General features: G+C 75.3%; 12 protein-coding genes. 7 read left to right on the top strand and 5 right to left on the bottom strand.

Going from position 1 to position 16,358, the window contains the following annotated elements; translation table 11 throughout:
* Positions 1 to 2 precede the first annotated feature (2 nt).
* The 4 genes from WA788_RS33195 to WA788_RS33180 all read left to right on the top strand — a co-directional run bounded on the left by WA788_RS33195 (position 3) and on the right by WA788_RS33180 (position 4,236).
* On the top strand, positions 3 to 1,511 hold the full coding sequence (locus WA788_RS33195) for a glutamine synthetase family protein (protein ID WP_335983938.1): 1,509 nt from the start codon (positions 3 to 5) through the stop codon (positions 1,509 to 1,511).
* 122 nt (positions 1,512 to 1,633) lie between these two features.
* On the top strand, positions 1,634 to 2,923 hold the full coding sequence (gene purB / locus WA788_RS33190; protein ID WP_335983936.1) for an adenylosuccinate lyase: 1,290 nt from the start codon (positions 1,634 to 1,636) through the stop codon (positions 2,921 to 2,923).
* Entirely contained in the window at positions 2,907 to 3,386 is a 480-nt protein-coding gene (locus tag WA788_RS33185) for a GNAT family N-acetyltransferase (RefSeq protein ID WP_335983934.1), read from the top strand. Before purB ends, WA788_RS33185 begins: the two co-directional genes overlap by 17 nt.
* 82 nt (positions 3,387 to 3,468) lie before the next feature.
* Complete coding sequence (locus WA788_RS33180; RefSeq protein WP_335983932.1) at positions 3,469 to 4,236, top strand: response regulator transcription factor; 768 nt, start codon at positions 3,469 to 3,471, stop codon at positions 4,234 to 4,236.
* A gap of 79 nt (positions 4,237 to 4,315) precedes the next feature.
* Here WA788_RS33180 and WA788_RS33175 read toward each other — a convergent pair whose 3' ends face one another.
* From WA788_RS33175 to WA788_RS33155, 5 genes are all read right to left on the bottom strand, one after another.
* Positions 4,316 to 5,401: a methyltransferase gene (locus tag WA788_RS33175; RefSeq protein ID WP_335983930.1), complete on the bottom strand. Its 1,086-nt coding sequence runs from the start codon at positions 5,399 to 5,401 to the stop codon at positions 4,316 to 4,318.
* 134 nt (positions 5,402 to 5,535) lie between these two features.
* Positions 5,536 to 6,963 (bottom strand): lyase family protein, encoded by a 1,428-nt coding sequence (locus tag WA788_RS33170; protein ID WP_335983975.1) that lies wholly within the window; start codon positions 6,961 to 6,963, stop codon positions 5,536 to 5,538.
* A 77-nt stretch (positions 6,964 to 7,040) separates the two neighbouring features.
* Positions 7,041 to 9,119 carry an FAD/NAD(P)-binding protein gene (locus tag WA788_RS33165; protein ID WP_335983928.1) on the bottom strand — a complete coding sequence of 693 codons (2,079 nt, stop codon included), beginning with the start codon at positions 9,117 to 9,119 and terminating at the stop codon, positions 7,041 to 7,043.
* 670 nt (positions 9,120 to 9,789) lie between these two features.
* Complete coding sequence (locus WA788_RS33160; RefSeq protein ID WP_335983926.1) at positions 9,790 to 10,779, bottom strand: aldo/keto reductase; 990 nt, start codon at positions 10,777 to 10,779, stop codon at positions 9,790 to 9,792.
* A gap of 19 nt (positions 10,780 to 10,798) precedes the next feature.
* Positions 10,799 to 11,689 (bottom strand): helix-turn-helix transcriptional regulator, encoded by an 891-nt coding sequence (locus WA788_RS33155; RefSeq protein ID WP_335983924.1) that lies wholly within the window; start codon positions 11,687 to 11,689, stop codon positions 10,799 to 10,801.
* 319 nt (positions 11,690 to 12,008) lie between these two features.
* Here WA788_RS33155 and WA788_RS33150 point away from each other — a divergent pair, with 319 nt between their 5' ends.
* From WA788_RS33150 to WA788_RS33140, 3 genes are all read left to right on the top strand, one after another.
* Positions 12,009 to 12,896, top strand: coding sequence for an aldo/keto reductase (locus WA788_RS33150; protein ID WP_335983923.1), 888 nt, complete (start codon positions 12,009 to 12,011; stop codon positions 12,894 to 12,896).
* 140 nt (positions 12,897 to 13,036) lie between these two features.
* Positions 13,037 to 13,705 carry a pyridoxamine 5'-phosphate oxidase family protein gene (locus tag WA788_RS33145; protein ID WP_335983921.1) on the top strand — a complete coding sequence of 223 codons (669 nt, stop codon included), beginning with the start codon at positions 13,037 to 13,039 and terminating at the stop codon, positions 13,703 to 13,705.
* A complete protein-coding gene (locus WA788_RS33140) occupies positions 13,702 to 16,113 on the top strand; it encodes a glycoside hydrolase family 65 protein (protein ID WP_335983919.1) in 2,412 nt (803 codons plus the stop codon). Before WA788_RS33145 ends, WA788_RS33140 begins: the two co-directional genes overlap by 4 nt.
* Positions 16,114 to 16,358 lie beyond the last annotated feature (245 nt).

Raw genomic sequence — 16,358 nt, 5'->3', positions numbered from 1 at the left:
CCGTGTACACCCGGTCTTGGCGCTCCGTGTCCGCCGAGGACAGCGTCGGAAGCCCGTGCTTCGTCGCCGCCCACGGGCTGTGGAGCGATGAGCAGTCCGCCGTCGCCGAACGGATCGAGGCCCGCCTCGGGGAGGTCGACCTCGTCCGGCTGGTCTTCCCCGACCCGCACGGCCTGGCCCGGTCCAAGACGCTCACCGCGGACGCCTTCCGCTCGGTGCTGCGCCACGGCATGAACTTCAGCCCCGGGCCCTTCGTCTTCGACACCGGCCACGCGGTCGCGGTGGACTTCCTCGGCGAGCCCGGCATCGGCGTGGCGGAGATCGCCGGCGCGGGCAACTTCATCCTGGTGCCCGACCCGCTGACCTTCCAGCTGCTGCCCGGCGACGGTCCGCGCACGGCCTGGGTGATCGGCGACGAGTACCTGCGCGACGGCACCCCGCACCCGCTGTCCTCGCGGGCGGTGCTGCGCCGCACCCAGGCCGCGTACGCCGAGCAGGGGTACGCGCCGGTGGTCGGGCTGGAGGTCGAGTGGTACCTCACCCGCCTGCTCGACGGCGCCCCGGGCAACGCGGGCAACGGGTTCGGCCGCCAAGGCGAGGCGCCGCGCGCCGCGGCCGTCAACGCCGGTTACCAGTTCAACCTGGACGCCCGCTACGACTCCGTCGCCCCGATCACCGACCCGCTCGCGCTGCACCTGCTCGAACTGGGGCTGCCGCTGCGCTCGGTGGAGCACGAGTCGGGCCCCGGCCAGGTCGAGTGCACCTTCAGCCCGATGTCCGCGCTCGACACCGCCGACGCGATGCTGCTGTTCCGCACCGCCACCAAGCGGTTCTGCGCGCGGCGCGGCCACCACGCCTCCTTCATGTCGCTGCCGCTGCTGGACTCCTTCGACCCCAGCGGCTGGCACCTGCACCAGTCCGTGCAGGAGACCGCGACCGGCCGGGGCCTGTTCGCCGCCGAGGGCCCGGCCGGCGACCTGTCGCCGCAGACCAAGGCGTACGCGGACGGGCTGCTGGCCTGGAGCCGGGAACTGTTCCTGCTGTCGGTGCCCACGGTCAACGGCTACCGGCGGCTCGGCCCGCGCCATACCCTGGCGCCCACCCGGGTCGACTGGAACCGGGAGGACCGCAGCGCCATGCTGCGCATGGTCGGCGGCGGCGCCGGCGCGCACATCGAGAACCGCGGCGCGGAGCCGTGCGCCAACCCGTACCTGGCCATCGCCGGGCAGCTGTTCGCGGGCCTGGAGGGGCTGGCCGGCACGGCCGACACCGGGCGCGTGCCCCGGGCGGCGGGCGCGGCGCCGGAGCTGGTGCCGCAGTCGCTGGCCGAGTCGCTGGCCGCCTTCCGCGCCGGCCGCGCCGAGCGGCTGCTCGGCGACCCGCTCAAGGCGTGCCTGGTCAAGCTCAAGGAGAGCGAGCTGCGGCGCTTCACCAGCTGGTGCGCGGCGACCGGTTCGGCCGGGGACGAGGTCACGCCGTGGGAGCAGCGCGAGTACTTCGAGGTGTACTGACCCGCCCGCACGTCCCCCGCACAGGCCCCCGCCAAGGGCCCCTGCGACGCCGCCTGCAAGACCGCCTTGCAAGACCCCACCGGCCGTTCGAGCCCGACGCCCCACGGAGACGAGGTCGTGCCATGATCCCCCGTTACACCCTGCCCGAGATGTCGGACCTGTTCACCGACCAGGCCCGGTACGCGACCTGGGTCCGCGTCGAGATCCTCGCGACCGAGGCGCAGGTGCGGCTCGGCCGGGTGCCGCAGGACGCGCTGGCGGACATCCGCGCGGCGCGGGTGCCGCGCGCCGACCGGGTCGCGGAGTTCGAGAAGGAACGCGACCACGAGGTGCTCTCCTTCCTCGCGGCGTACTGCGAGGACATGCCGGCGTCCTCGGCCCGCTGGGTGCACCTCGGCATGACCAGCTACGACCTGGTGGACACCGCGCTCGGCCACACCCTGGCGCGGGCCACCGACCTGCTGGCGGCGGCCGGGCGGCGGCTGCGCGGGGTGCTGGTGGACCGGGCGCTGGAGCACTGGGACACGCTGATGATCGGCCGCACCCACGGGGTGCACGCCGAGCCGACCACCTTCGGCCACAAGCTCGCCGGCCACGCCTTCGCCGTCGACCGGTCGCTGCGGCGGCTGGCCGCGGCCCGGGAGGCCGTCGCGGTGGGGACGGTCTCCGGGGCGGTGGGCACCTACGCGCTCATCGACCCGGCCGTGGAGGCCCACGTCTGCCAGGCGCTGGGCCTGGGCATCGAGCCCGCCCCCAGCCAGGTCGTCGCCCGCGACCGGCACGCCCAACTGCTCCAGGCGGTGGCGGCGCTGGGGGCGTGCGTGGAGCAGATCGCCCTGGAGCTGCGGCTGTTGCAGCGCACCGAGGTCGCCGAGGTGGAGGAGGAGCGGGCGGCGGCCTACCAGGGGTCCAGCGCCATGCCGCACAAGCGCAACCCCACCACCAGCGAGCGGCTGTGCGGCCTGGCCCGGCTGCTGCGCGGCTACGCCACCGCGGCGCTGGAGAACGTCGCCCTGTGGCACGAACGCGACCTGGCCCACCAGTCCGTGGAGCGGGTCATCCTGCCCGACAGCCTGTCGGTCGGCCACTTCCAGGCGACCCGGGCCGCGGAGCTGGTGGCCGGGCTGGAGGTGCACGCCGACCGGATGCGGGCGGCCGTCGACCGCACCGGCGGGCTCGTCCACAGCTCCGCGGTCCTCTACGACCTCCTCGGCGAGGGCGCCGACCGGGAGCGGGCCTACCGCTCGGCGCAGGCCGCGGCGAACCGTACGGCCGCCACCGGCCGGCCGTTCGCCGACACCCTGGCCGAGGAGGGCATCACCCTGCGGGACGCGCCGCGCCCCGAGCGCTTCCTGACCCATCATGACGTCATACGCCGGCGATTGGAGAAGCTGAATGAGCGGGACGACTGAACCGACCTGGAAGACCGAGCGGGTCGAGGGACGCGACCTGGACCTGGACGAGGTGCTGGCGGTCTACCACTCCTCGGGCCTGGGCGAGCGGCGGCCGGTCGGCGACCGGGAGCGGATGGCCGCGATGGTGCGGCAGGCGAACCTCGTGGTGGTGGCCCGGGACGCCGACGGCGCGCTGATCGGCATCGCCCGCAGTGTCTCGGACTTCTCCTACGTCACCTACCTGTCGGACATCGCGGTCGCGGGCCCCCACCAGCGCGGCGGAGTGGGCCTGGCGCTGATGGAGGAGACCCGGCGGCAGGCCCCGGACGCCAAGGTGGTGCTGCTGTCGGCGCCCGCCGCGGTCGGCTACTACCCGCGGGTCGGCTTCACCCGGCACGACTCGGCGTGGGTCCTGAGCCCCGGGCAGCCGCTGTCGGCCTCCCGTCCGGAGCCGGCCGCGCAGCCGGCCACCCGTCCGTAGCCGCGCCCGCCCGGCCGACGGGACGGGCCGGCCGCACCACCGCGGACCAGTGGACCAGCGGAGCACACCCCAGGGGGAAGGCATGCGTCAGACACCGTCACGGGCCCTGCTGGAACCCCGCGGGCCCCTCCTCGCGGCCGGGCCCGTGGCCGTACCGGCGGCCGGGCCCGCGCCGGCGGCTCCCGCACCCGCCGGGCAGCGCGTCCTGGTGGTGGACGCGGACGCCGACCGCGCCGGGTCGCTCACCGCCCAACTGCGGCGCCACGGCCACGACCCGGTCGGCGTCGGCCACGGCAGCGCCGCCCTCACCGCGTACGAGGACGTCGAGATGGTGCTGCTCGACCTCGACCTGCCCGACCTCGACGGGCTGGAGGTCTGCCGCGCCCTGCGCGCGGTCAGCCGGGTGCCGATCATCATCGTCACCTCCCGCCGCTCCGAGCTGGACTGCGTGCTCGGGCTGCACGCGGGCGCCGACGACTACGTCACCAAGCCGTACGGGCTGCGGGAGTTGATGGCGCGGATGGAGGCGGTGCTGCGGCGCACCCGGTGGGAGCCGGCCGCGGCCCGGGACATCCGGCACGGGCGGCTGCACATCGACGTCGACTCGCGCGAGGTCAGCGTGGACGAGGAGCCGGTGGCGCTGACCCGCAAGGAGTTCGACCTGCTGTACCTGCTGGCGTCCCAGCCGGACACGGTCATCCCGCGCAAGCAGCTGCTCCAGCAGGTGTGGGGCGACTCCTGGTCGCGCCGCACCATCGACACGCACGTCAGCAGCCTGCGCGGCAAACTCGGCGGCAGCGGCTGGGTGGTGACGGTGCGCGGGGTCGGCTTCCGGCTCGGCACGGGCTGAGGCCCGGCCGGGTCCACCACGTGCACCGGCCCCGCGGCCTCTTCTTGAGGCCGCGGGGCCGGCTGCGTGCCGTGCGGGCTCAGCGTACGGACGCCTCCACCACCGACAGCGCCGACGCGGTCTGCACCACGCACTCCAGCGTGAACCCGGCCTTGGCCAGCAGCTCCGCGTACTGGGCGCGGGTGCGTTCCTTGCCGCCGACCAGCAGCATCAGCCACAGGTCGGTGAGCTTGCCGGCGTGCGGGCTGTTGCGCCGGTCGGGGACGACCATCTCCATCACCAGCAGCCGCCCGCCGGGGTTCATCGCCTTGCGCACGTTGGTGAGGATCTCCAGGGCCTGCGGCTCGGGCCAGTCGTGCACGATGTGCTTGAGCAGGTAGGCGTCACCGCCCGGCGGCACCGGGTCGAACAGGCCGCCGTCGGCGACGGCGCAGCGCTCGGACAGGCCCTGCTCGGCCAGGAAGGCGGCGGCGCCGTTGGTGCCCACCCTCGGGTCGGACAGGATGCCGCGCGCCGAGGGCACCTTCTTCAGCACCCCGGCGAGCAGGTCGCCGCGGCCGCCGCAGAAGTCGACCACGGTGCCGAAGCGGCTGAAGTCGTAGGCGGCGAGCAGCGGTTCGGTCTCCGTGGCCGACATCGCCCCCATCCCGGCGGTGAAGACCGCCCCGTACTCCGGGTTGGCCTCCAGGTAGTCGAACGCGCCCATGCCGCGCAGCTTGGGCAGGCTGGGCTCACCCGTGCGCACCGCGTCGACCAGGCAGCCCCAGTCCTCCCAGTGGATGGGGTGGCCCATCAGCAGCGCGATGCCGCGCATCGACATCGGCGCGTCCTCGACCAGGGCCCGCGCCATCGGGGTGAGCGCGAACCGGCCGTCCTTCAGCTCGGTGAACACGTCGTAGCTCGCCAGCAGCCGCAGCACCCGGTGCAGGGTGTCGGCTTCGGCGCCGGTCCGCCGCGCCAGCTCCTCCGGCCGCAGCGGGCCACCGGTCAGGGCCTCCGCGACCCGCAACTCGGCGGCCACGTAGAGGGCCTGACTGACCATCGCGCCCTGCACCAGCTCCAGCAGGGCGAACGGCGGCGGTGCGATCTTGCGGGTCAGGCCCTGGAGGGCCGAGCGCACGCCTTCGACGGCGCGGACGACACGGGCGGGCGGCAGGGGCGGCATGGAATCCTCCGGCGGGGGCGATGGGATGGGGCAGGTGCGGCGGGCGGGCGCGGTGGCGCCGGCCCGGGTCGTAGGGCATGGCGGGCGGGAGCAGGCGGAAGGGTGGGGGCTCGGCCGTGGCAGGGGCCGCGGGGTCACTGGCGGAGGGCCTGGTCGACCAGGGGGCCGGCGACGCCGGTGTACTGCTCGGGGTCGAGCAGTCCGGCCAGCTCGCCGCGGGTCAGGACGCCGCCGACCGCGGGCTGTTCGGCCAGTACGTCGCCGAGCGGGCGTCCGGTGCGCCGGGCGGCCAGGGCGGCCGCGGTGAGCAGGTCCCGGGCGGCGGCCCTGCCGAGCAGCGGCGCGAGGTGGGCGGCGAGGCGCTCGGAGACGATCTGCCCGGCGGTGGCGTCGAGGTTGGCGCGCATCCGCGCCGGGTGCACGCTCAGGCCCGCGGCCAGCTCGGCGGCGGCGCGGGCGGCGCCGCCGGTCAGCCGCAGGCACTCGCGCAGCGGCTGCCACTCGGCGTGCCACAGCCCGGCCGAGCGCTCGTCCTCGGCCGGCATGCACTGCGCCAGGACCGAGCTGAGCGCGGGCACCTGCACCGCGGCCGACCGGATGAGCGTCGCCAGCACCGGGTTGGCCTTGTGCGGCATCGCCGACGACGCGCCGCGCCCGGCGCCGCCGGGCTCGGTGGCCTCGCCGACCTCGGTGCGCGCCATCACCTGGACGTCCGCGGCCATCTTGCCCAGCGCGCCCGCGGTGTGGGCCAGGGCCGCGCCCAGGTCGGCGATCGGGGTGCGCAGCGCGTGCCAGGGCAGCACCGGCCGCGCGAGACCCGTCTCCGCGGCGAAGGCGTCCGTGAGGGCGCCCAGGGAGCCGAGCGAGCCGGCGCCGCCGTCGGCGGCCGCTCCCCCGCCGTCGGCAGCCGCGCCCCCGCCGCCCGCCCGCGCCATGGCCGCGTACTGGAGGTAGCCCGCCAGCGTGCCGGCCGCACCGCCCAGGGAGACCGGCAGCCCGTGGTCGGCCACCGCCTCCAGGCGCGCGACGGAGTCCAGCACGAGCTGCCGCCACCCCGCGGCCTTCAGCCCGAAGGTGGTCGGCACCGCGTGCAGGGCGAGTGTCCGGCCGGGCATCGCGGTGTCCCGGTGCGCGGCCGCCAGCCGCGCCAGCGCGCCGGCCGCGGCCCGCAGGTCCGCCAGCACCAGGCGCAGCGCCCGTGCCGAGACCAGCATCGCGCCGGTGTCGAGGATGTCCTGGCTGGTGGACCCGCGGTGCACGTACTCCGCGGCTTCGGGCGCCCGCCGTGCGACCTCGGCGGTCAGCGCGGCCACCAGGCCGACCACCGGGTTTGCGGTGCCGCGTGCGGCCAGGGCGAGCCGGCGTACGTCGAACAGCTCGGCCCGGGCCGCGGCCGTGATCGCCTCGGCGGCGGCCGCCGGCACCGTGCCGCACCGGGCCTGCGCCCTGACCAGTGCGGCTTCCGCGTCCAGCATCGCCTGGAGCCAGGCAGTGTCACCGACCGCGGCCTCCACGGCGGTGCCCACGCGGACCGGGGAGAGCAGCCCGGAGTCCGGCTGCACAGCGGGGATCTGCTCCCGCGGCGCTACGGGGGCGGCGGGTTCCGTGCCGGGGTGCGCCGAACCGGCGCGCGCTGTGCTCACTGGTGCACCTCTTCCGTACGGGCGGCGGCCGGAGCAGCGGGGTCCGGCAGGACGGGCGGCGCGGGAACGGGCGATGCGGGAACGGGTGGCGCGGCGGCCGGCGGCACCGGCGGTGCGGACAGCGCGAGGACGGTGGCCGCGATCGCGTCGGAGTCCTCCAGCGTCACGGACCCGACCCCGGGCCGTATCCCGGCGGCCGTGACCCAGTGCACGGACTCGGTGGGCACGCCGTAGGCGAAGCGCCGCGGGTGCGCGGTGCCGTCGGCGCGCAGCAGGTGGTAGGGGCGGGGGGAGACGGCCAGGCCGCCGGTCTCGTAGTCGCCGCCGTCCCGCCCGGGGATGCGGTAGGGGCGGCACTGCCCGGCGGCCAGCAGTCCCCGCAGCAGCGGGTCCTCGGTGCGGCGCAGGTCGGCGTCGCACAGCCGGGCCTCGATCAGCGCGGCGGCCCGGACCCGTACGCCGGGGATCTCGGCCGAGGTCGCGACGAAGCCCGCGCCGCGCACGCCGTCCCCCGGGTCGGGCGCCACCCGCATGCCGGGGCCGGTCAGTTCGAGCACGCCGGCGTCCAGCAGCGCGATCATCTCCTCCACCCGGCGGGCGGGCGGGCCGATGGACAGGTAGGCGTTCAGGGGCGTGTACCAGGCGGCCAGCTCGTCGCGGTAGGAGGCACCGTCGAGGCCGCCGTGGTCGACGGCGAGCCGGATCTCGTTGCGCAGGTCCCGCAGCACGTCCAGGGCGGCCTTCAGTGGCCCGCGCACATTGCCGCGGCGCGCCTCGGCCACGTCCCGCACGAGGTGCGCGCGCAGCCAGCCGCGGAAGTCGGCGAGGTCGGCGAAGGCCCGGGTCCCGTACGGGCGGGTGATCGCCGCCCAGTCCCAGCGCTGTTCGGGCCCGATCCCGGCGGCGTCGAGCACGGCGTCCTCCGCCGCGCCCGGCGCGGCCCGCAGGAAGGCCGCGGCGAACCCCGCGGCGGCGCCCCCGCGGGCACCGTCACCCCCACCCTCCCGCGCGGCGAGCAGCGCCTCGTAGTAGACGGCGCGCACCTCCTTGGAGATCAGCGGCCACAGGTCGGTGCCGAAACGCAAGGGTGCCGTGCCCGGCGCGCGCAGCCGCGCGACGTGTTCGGCGGTCAGCAGCCGCGGGGTGTACCGGCCGTGCGCGCCCTTCTCGTTCTCGCCCCGCGCGTGGTACGGGACGCCGCGCCGCGAACCGGCGTACATCCGCGGCTCCCGGCCCGAGGGCCGGTAGACCAGCCGGCCGTCGGCCCGCTCGAACCGCCCGCCGCGGCCGTGGGTGAACAGCGCCATGTAGTCGAAGAAGTTCAGGCCGAGCCCGCGCAGCAGCACCGGCTCGCCCGGCGCGACGCCCGACAGGTCCACGTCGGCGGGGTTGGCGGGGCCGATGTGCAGCAGGCCGTTGCGGGCGGCGAAGTCCGCCAGGGCGCGCTGCGGTCCGTCCGGCGCGGCGGGCACGTGGCCCTGGGCGAGAACCACCGCGGACAGCGCCGTCAGCCGGGTGCCGTCCGCCAGCGACACGCGCTGCGGCCCGTACGGGGCGGGCGGGCCGTAGGCCGCCGGCTCGTCCTCCAGGGCCACCGCGCGCACCCGGTGCACCCGGATCGCCACGTGCGCGGGGGCGCCCGCCACGATCCGGTGGAAGGCCCAGGCCAGGTAGTGGCCGTACAGCGCGCGGGTGGGATACGTGTCCGGGTCCAGCGCGCGGGCCTCGGCCACCACCCTTGCGGCGGTGGGGGTGGCCGGTCCGGGCGGGAGCGTGCCGAGGCCCAGCGCCCTGGCCCACGCGTACAGGCTCGGCCCCTCCTCCAGCGGACCGCGCATGTGCACGCTCTGGTCGGTGTAGACCGTGACCTGCGAGGCCACGGTGTTCATCAGCAGGTGCGGCGACTGCGCGGGCCGCCACACCCGCCCCGCGCCGGCCGGCTCCGGGTCGACCACGTGCACGGTCACCCGGTCCCACCGCGGGGACTTGCGCTCCTGGGCGCACAGCCGCTCCAGTACGGACAGCCCGCGCGGTCCGGCCCCGACGAGGCACACCCGCGTGTGCCGGCCGCTCACCAAGGCGCTCGGCCCGGCGCCGCGTCGTGCCCCGAAACACCCGTCGGCATGGTCGCGTTCTCCCTTGTCCCGGGGGGAGGCCGGGGGAACTCCCGCCGGCCCGCGGGCCGCGTCCTGCGGCCCGCTCCACCCTCCCGACCCCCCGGGGAGCACCACTCGACCAGCACTCGCGTCCCGCCTGAGACCCCGCGACCGGCTCCGCCGCCCCGGACCCCGGACACGAGTCCGGCCCCGACCGCCGGTGCCCGCGTTTCGCCTGCACCGCCGCCGGAACACCTGCATTTCCGCTAGAACAAAGGCATGACCGCGATCACGATCCGGGATGACCGCGCTCAGTACGGCCGATGTCCTCGACGCCCTCGGGCACGGGCGGGAACAGCGTTGATCGCCGTCGACGCCTCCGGCCCCGTGCACGTCCTCCTCGATCACGGCACGGCAGGAACCGCGATCCGCGAACGGGCGGCCCGCGCCGGCACACGCACGGCACCGGGGCTGCTGGAGTACGAGATCACCTCGGCCGGCTTCCAACCGGCCCGCGGCCGCCGGGGCGACAAGCCGAGGATCACCGGCGAGGAGGCGCAGCGGCGCGGCCCGCTGCCGGGTCGAGACGTTCGAGCAGTCCGCCCGCGCCTGACCGGGCGGCGGCGGGCCGCGGCCGGCCCGGGGGCGCTCAGCGGCGGCGCTGGTCGGGGCGCAGGTCGAAGTCGCCGTAGCTGTTGTCCGCGGGGTTGACGGTGACGCCGGGCGCCACGATCTCGTCGATGCGGTCGAGGACGTCGGCGGGCAGGGTGGCGTCCGCGGCGGGCAGGAAGGCGTCGAGCTGCTCCATGGTGCGCGGCCCGATGATCGCGGAGGTGACGCCGGGGTGCTGGAGCACGAAGGCGACGGCCAGCTCGATCAGGGTCAGGCCGCTGGACTCGGCGAGCAGCGCGAGCTGCTCGACGGCGTCGAGCTTGCGCTGGTTGGCTGGGCTGGCCAGGTCGAAGCGGGCCCCGGGCCGCGCCGCGGAGGCCGGACCGGAGGTGGCGTCCTTGCGGTAGCGGCCGGAGAGCCAGCCGCCGGCGAGCGGGCTGTAGGTCAGCGTGCCCATGCCGTGGCGGCGCACGACCAGGATCGAGTACGGCGGCTGCTCGGTGACGAACCGCTCCAGGCGGCGTTCACGGGAGGCCCACTGCGCCTCGACGATCTGCGAGCCGGTGTAGGACGAGGAGCCGAGGTAGCGGATCTTGCCCTGCCGGACGAGGTCGGTCAGCGCGCCCAGCGTCTCGGCGACGTCGGTGTCGGGGCCGGGGCGGTGGACCTGGTAGAGGTCGATGTGGTCGGTGCCCAGCCGCCGCAGGGAGTCCTCCACCTCGCGGATGATCCAGCGCCGCGAGCCGCCGCGCCGGTTGGGGTCGTCCTGGCTCATCGGCATGAAGAACTTGGTGGCCAGGACCACGTCCGCACGGCGGTCCTTCAGCGCCTTCCCGACGATCTCCTCCGAGACGCCGCCGGAGTAGACGTCCGCGGTGTCGACGAAGTTGATCCCGGCGTCCAGGGCGCGGTGGATGATCCGGACGGAGTCGGCCTCGTCCTCGTTGCCCCAGGGGCCGAACATCATGGCGCCGAGGCAGAGCGGGCTGACCTGGACGCCGGTGCGGCCGAGCGGTCGGTAGTGCATGGGGTGGTCTCCTCGTGGTTCAGGTGTCCCGGGCCGGGACGGCGGTGCCGGCGCCCGCCCAGGCGGCGAGCAGCCCCAGCGCCTCCTGTTCCGGCGAGTCCGGTTCGGGGGTGTAGGCGTTCAGCCGCAGGCCCGGGTCGGACGGCAGGTCCAGCGCCTCGTAGGGCAGGGCGAGGTCGCCGACCAGCGGGTGGTGCAGGCGCTTCAGGCCGCTGCGGTGGAACTTCACGTCGTGGCGGGCCCAGCGTCGGGCGAACTCGTCGCTCCTGGTGGTGAGTTCGCCGACCAGGTCGGTCAGCGCCCGGTCGTGGGGCGCCCGGCCGGTCTCGGTGCGCAGGAAGGCCACGGAGTCGTCGGCGGCCTTGTCCCAGTCGGGCCAGAAGTCCCGCCCGGCCGGGTCGAGGAACAGGAAGCGCGAGGTGTTGACCGGGCCGCACCGGGCGAAGAGCGGGGAGTCGAAGACCGGTGCGTACAGGGCCCGGCCCAGGGCGTTGGCGGCGACGACGTCGAAGCGCGCGTTGCGCACGTACGCCGGTACGCCGGTCATCGAGTCGAGCAGCCGCAGGATGGTGGGGCGGACGCGCGAGGCGGTGGCGGACGGGCGGCGGCCGGACGGGGTGGCGGCGCGGGCCAGGTCGTACAGGTGGGCGCGCTCGGCCTCGTCGAGTCGCAGCGCGTGCGCGAGCGCCTCCAGTACGGAGTCGGAGACGCCGCCGAGGTTGCCGCGCTCCAGGCGCACGTAGTAGTCGACGCTCATTCCGGCGAGCAGCGCGACCTCCTCCCGGCGCAGTCCCGCGACCCGCCGGGTGCCGCCGCCGTGGACCGGCAGCCCGGCCTGTGCGGGGGTGATCCGGGCGCGGCGGGTGCTGAGGAACTCGCGGACCTCGGCGGCCAGGTTCTCCTTGGGCACGGGTCTCCTCGTGGTGGGCGGGTTCGGCGGTACCTGGCGGCCTCGACGGTACGGTCGGTTTCTGCGGGTATCGGCCGGTTCGGCAGGTTCGGCCGGCTCCTCCACCGTAGATCCGGCGCCCGGGCCCTGCGAGGTACTGCCGTTACCTGGAAGAGCAGTGACTCCCGCCCCGGGGCCGGTGCGCGGTTGGCTGGAGGAGTCCGGGGCACCCGCACGGCGCGAGCACCACGCAGGCACCACCGAGCGCGCCCCGAGACCGCCCCGCCGTGCCCCGCCTCCCACCCCGGACCCCGGGCGCCCGCGACGAAAGGACCGCGTGATGGAGTACCTCACCCTCAACAACGGCGTCCGGATGCCCGCCCTCGGGCTCGGCGTCTTCCAGACCCCGCCCGAGGAGACCCGGGCCGCGGTCGCCGCCGCGCTCGACCTCGGCTACCGCCACATCGACACCGCCGCCGCCTACGGCAACGAGAACGAGGTCGGGCAGGCCCTCCGCGACTCCGGGGTGCCGCGCGAGGAGCTGTTCGTCGAGACGAAGATCTGGATCAGCGACTACGGCTACGACGAGACGCTGCACGGCTTCGACAAGAGCGCCGCCAAGCTCGGGCTGGACCGGATCGACCTGCTGATCCTGCACCAGGCCCTGCCGTCGGACTTCGAGCGGACCACGGCCGCCTACCGCGCCCTGGAGACGCTGCTGGCCGACGGCCGGGTCCGGGCGATCGGCGTCAGCAACTTCATGGTCGAGCACCTGACCGCGCTGCTCGAGGCGACCTCGGTGGTCCCCGCGGTGAACCAGCTGGAGATCCACCCGTACTTCCAGCAGCGCGCCGTGCTGGACTTCGACGACGCGCACGGCATCGTCAACCAGGCGTGGTCGCCCATCGGCGGGATCACGTTCTACCCCGGCTACGGCGAGGACCGCCGCAGTGTCCTCCAGGACCCGGTGGTGACGCGCATCGCCGCGGAGCACGGCCGGAGCCCGGCCCAGGTGCTGCTGCGCTGGGGGCTCCAGCAGGGCCGCTCGGTCATCCCGAAGTCCACCCGGCGGGAGCGGATCGCGGAGAACATCGACGTCTTCGGCTTCTCCCTCGACGCCGGCCAGCTCGCCGCCCTCGACGGGCTCGAGACCGGCCGGCGCGGCGGCCCCGAGCCGGCGGACGTCACGCTCGCCACGTACGGGCGTGCCATCCCCGAGGCGGCCTGAGCCGCCGCCCCCGCCCCGGAGGGCCGACCGGCCCTGCGGAGGGGGCCGACCGGCCCCCCGGGGCGGCACCACCGGACCGCTGCGCCGCTGGCGGCGGGCGAGTTCGATGGGCCGCAGGGGCGGTGAGAGGAGGAAGGCTCGTGGCAGCACACAGCGCTTCCGGCGCGCACGGCCCTGCTCCGGACCGGCTCCGGCGCCGCATCGCCGAACGCCAGCGCCAACTGGGCGTCAGCGACGAGGTGCTGGCGAAGCGGGCCCGGATGTCGCCGCACTACCTGCGCCAACTGGCCGCGGTCGGACTGGACTTCGACCCGGACGGGCTGCGCCGGGTCGCCGCCGCGCTGGGCATGACCTTCCAGGACCTGATCGACGGCCGGACCGACATCCCGCCCGGGCAGCCGGGCCCCGGGGAGCGCCCTGTGCTCATCCGCCTGACCGGCACCGAGTGCTGGGACCGGGTGGGTCCGCACGGTGTGGGCCGCGTGGTGCTGCCCGCCGACCCGGCGCCCGTCGCCTTCCCGGTGAACTACGCCGTCGACGCGGAGACCGTCGTCTACCGGACCGCGCGGGAAGGCGAGGCAGCCCCCGACGACGGCACAGTCGTCTCGTTCGAGGTGGACCGGATCGACGACGAGACCAGCCAGGGCTGGAGCGTCCTGCTCACCGGCCGGGCCGAACGCGTCGGCGCCGCCGGCTCCCGCCACCTCACCGAGGAGGAGCTGATCCGGCCCTGGGCCGGCGGCGACCGCCCGCAGTGGGTGCGTATCCACCCCGACCGCGTCACGGGGCGCCGCATCGGGGCGCTGTGAGCCGGTCGCGCCGCGGCGGCCCGCCCTCCCGCCCGCCGGCCGGGTGGACCTGGGCCTACGAAGGCTACGATCCGGCGCGGGAGCGGCTGCGTGAGGCGCTGTGCACGCTCGGCAACGGCTACTTCGCGACCCGTGGCGCGGCCGCGGAGTCGGCCGCGGACGACGTCCACTACCCAGGCACGTATGCGGCGGGCTGTTACAACCGCCTCTCGTCGCAGGTGGCGGGCCGCGAGGTCGACAACGAGGACATGGTCAACCTGCCGAACTGGCTGCCGCTGCGGGTCCGTGTGCCAGGTGGGCCGTGGTTCGGCCCCGACACGTGCGCGGTGGCGGCGTACACGCAGGTGGTGGACATGCGCCGGGCCACCATGACCCGCCGGATGCGGCTGCGCGGCCCGGACGGCCGGGAGGTCGCGGTGACCGAGACGCGCATCGTCCACATGCACGACCCGCATCTGGCCGCCCAGCGCGTGCAGGTCACCGCGGACTGGGCGGGCGAGGTCGAGATCGAGGCGGGCCTGGACGGACGCGTCGCCAATGACGGCGTCGAGCGGTACCGCGCGCTGGCGGGCCGGCATCTTGTCGACCTGCGGGCGGGCGTTCCCGGGCCGGACACGGTGACGCTGAGCTGCCGGACGTCCTCCTCGGGCATCGGCGTCGCCATGGCCTGCCGCGTCCGTGTGGAGGGCGCACCGGCGGGTGCGGCGGACCGGGCCGCCGGCGAGGGGCGTGCGATGCTGCGGCTGACCGTGCCGGTCCGCGCCGGGCGGCCGGTCACCGTGGAGAAGACGGTAGCCCTGCACACCACGCGGGACCCGGCGATCGGCAACCCGGCGGACGCGGCGCTCGCCCGCGCCGGGCGGGCCCCGGACTTCGCGGCGCTCCTCGACTCCCACACCACCGCGTGGAAGCGGCTGTGGGAGCGGGCAGCGCTGGAGGCGCCGGGCCGGGCCGGTCACGTGCTGCGGCTGCACCTCTTCCACATCCTCCAGACGCTGTCCCCGCACACCGCGGTCCTGGACGTCGGTGTGCCCGCCCGCGGGCTGCACGGGGAGGCGTACCGGGGGCACATCTTCTGGGACGAGCTGTTCGTCCTGCCCTTCCTGAGCCTGCACCTGCCGGAGGTCGCCCGCGCGCTCCTGCTCTACCGGTACCGCCGGCTGGGAGCGGCCTGCCGCAGCGCGGCGGACGCCGGGCGGAAAGGCGCCATGTATCCGTGGCAGAGCGGGAGCGACGGACGCGAGGAGACCCAGCGCCTGCACCTCAACCCCCGGTCCGGACGCTGGCTGCCGGACAACTCCCGGCTCCAGCACCATGTCGACTCCGCGGTGGCGTACAACATATGGCAGTACTACCGGGCCACCGGCGACGCGGCGTTCCTGCACGGGCAGGGCGCCGAGATGCTCTTCGAGATCGCCCGGTTCTGGGCGGACACCGCGCGCTTCGACCCGTCGTACGGCCGCTACCGCATCGAGCGGATCGTCGGCCCGGACGAGTACCACGACGCCTATCCGGGCGCGGTCGAGCCCGGGGTGGACGACAACGCGTACACGAACGTCACGGCCGCGTGGGTGCTGTGCCGGGCCCTGGAGACGGCCGACCTGCTGCCCACGCCGCGCCGCGACGAGCTGTTCGAGCGCATCGGGCTGGACCGGGCGGAGCTGGAGCGCTGGGAGGACGTCTCCCGGCGGTTGCGGGTGCCCTTCCACCAGGGCGTGGTCAGTCAGTTCGACGGCTACGGCGAGCTGGCCGAGCTGGACTGGGCCGGCTACCGGGACCGCTACGGGGACATCCGCCGCCTCGACCGCATCTTGGAGGCCGAGGGGGACAGCGTCAACCGCTACCAGGCGTCCAAACAGGCCGACGTGCTGATGCTCGGCTACCTGTTCCCGATGGACGAACTGTCCGAGCTGTTCCGGCGGTTGGGCCACCGGCTCGATCAGGAGACGTGGACCGCGACCGTGGACCACTACCTGGCCAGGACGAGCCACGGCTCGACGCTGAGCGAGCTGGTCCACGGGTGGGTGCTGGCGCGATCCGGCCGGCGCGAGGCATGGAGCCATGTGCAGCAGTCGCTGCTGGGCGATGTCGCCGACCTCCAGGGCGGCACCACCGGCGAGGGCATCCACCTCGGTGCGATGGGCGGCACCCTCGATCTCGTCCAGCGTTGCCTGACGGGGCTCGAACCACGCGGCGGGGCGCTGCACGTCGACCCGGTGCCGCTGCCGGGGCTGTCCCGGTTCCGTGTCTGCGTGCACTACCACGGCCACTGGGGCGTGGGGCTGACCCTCCACTCCGGCCGGCTGCACGTGACCGTCCCGGACTCCGACCGGGCACCGGTGCGGATCGTGGTGGGCGGGCAACTGCACATGGTGGCCCCCGGGACCGGTCTGACCGTCGAAATATAAATCGGATCGAAGGAGTCCGCGCCCCGAGGCGGCACGCCGGACCCCGGCGCTGCGCGCCGTCGGCCCGGCCGGCTCCGGGCTCCGAATCCGCCCACCCCCCGCGCGGGCGCAGCGAATTGAAGCTCTGACGGGACAGCCGAAAGCCGCCCGGGATTTTCGTCCTGTCAGGACGAAAAGAATGACCTGTGAATGCGTATTGACCGGCCATTTCCCGGCTCTGTAGCTTGCAGATGCCCAAGTGGGGC

The organism is Streptomyces sp. CA2R106, assembly GCF_037034245.1.
In the GTDB taxonomy this organism is placed as follows: Bacteria; Actinomycetota; Actinomycetes; order Streptomycetales; family Streptomycetaceae; genus Actinacidiphila.
This window is presented reverse-complemented; position numbering and strand designations above follow the sequence as displayed.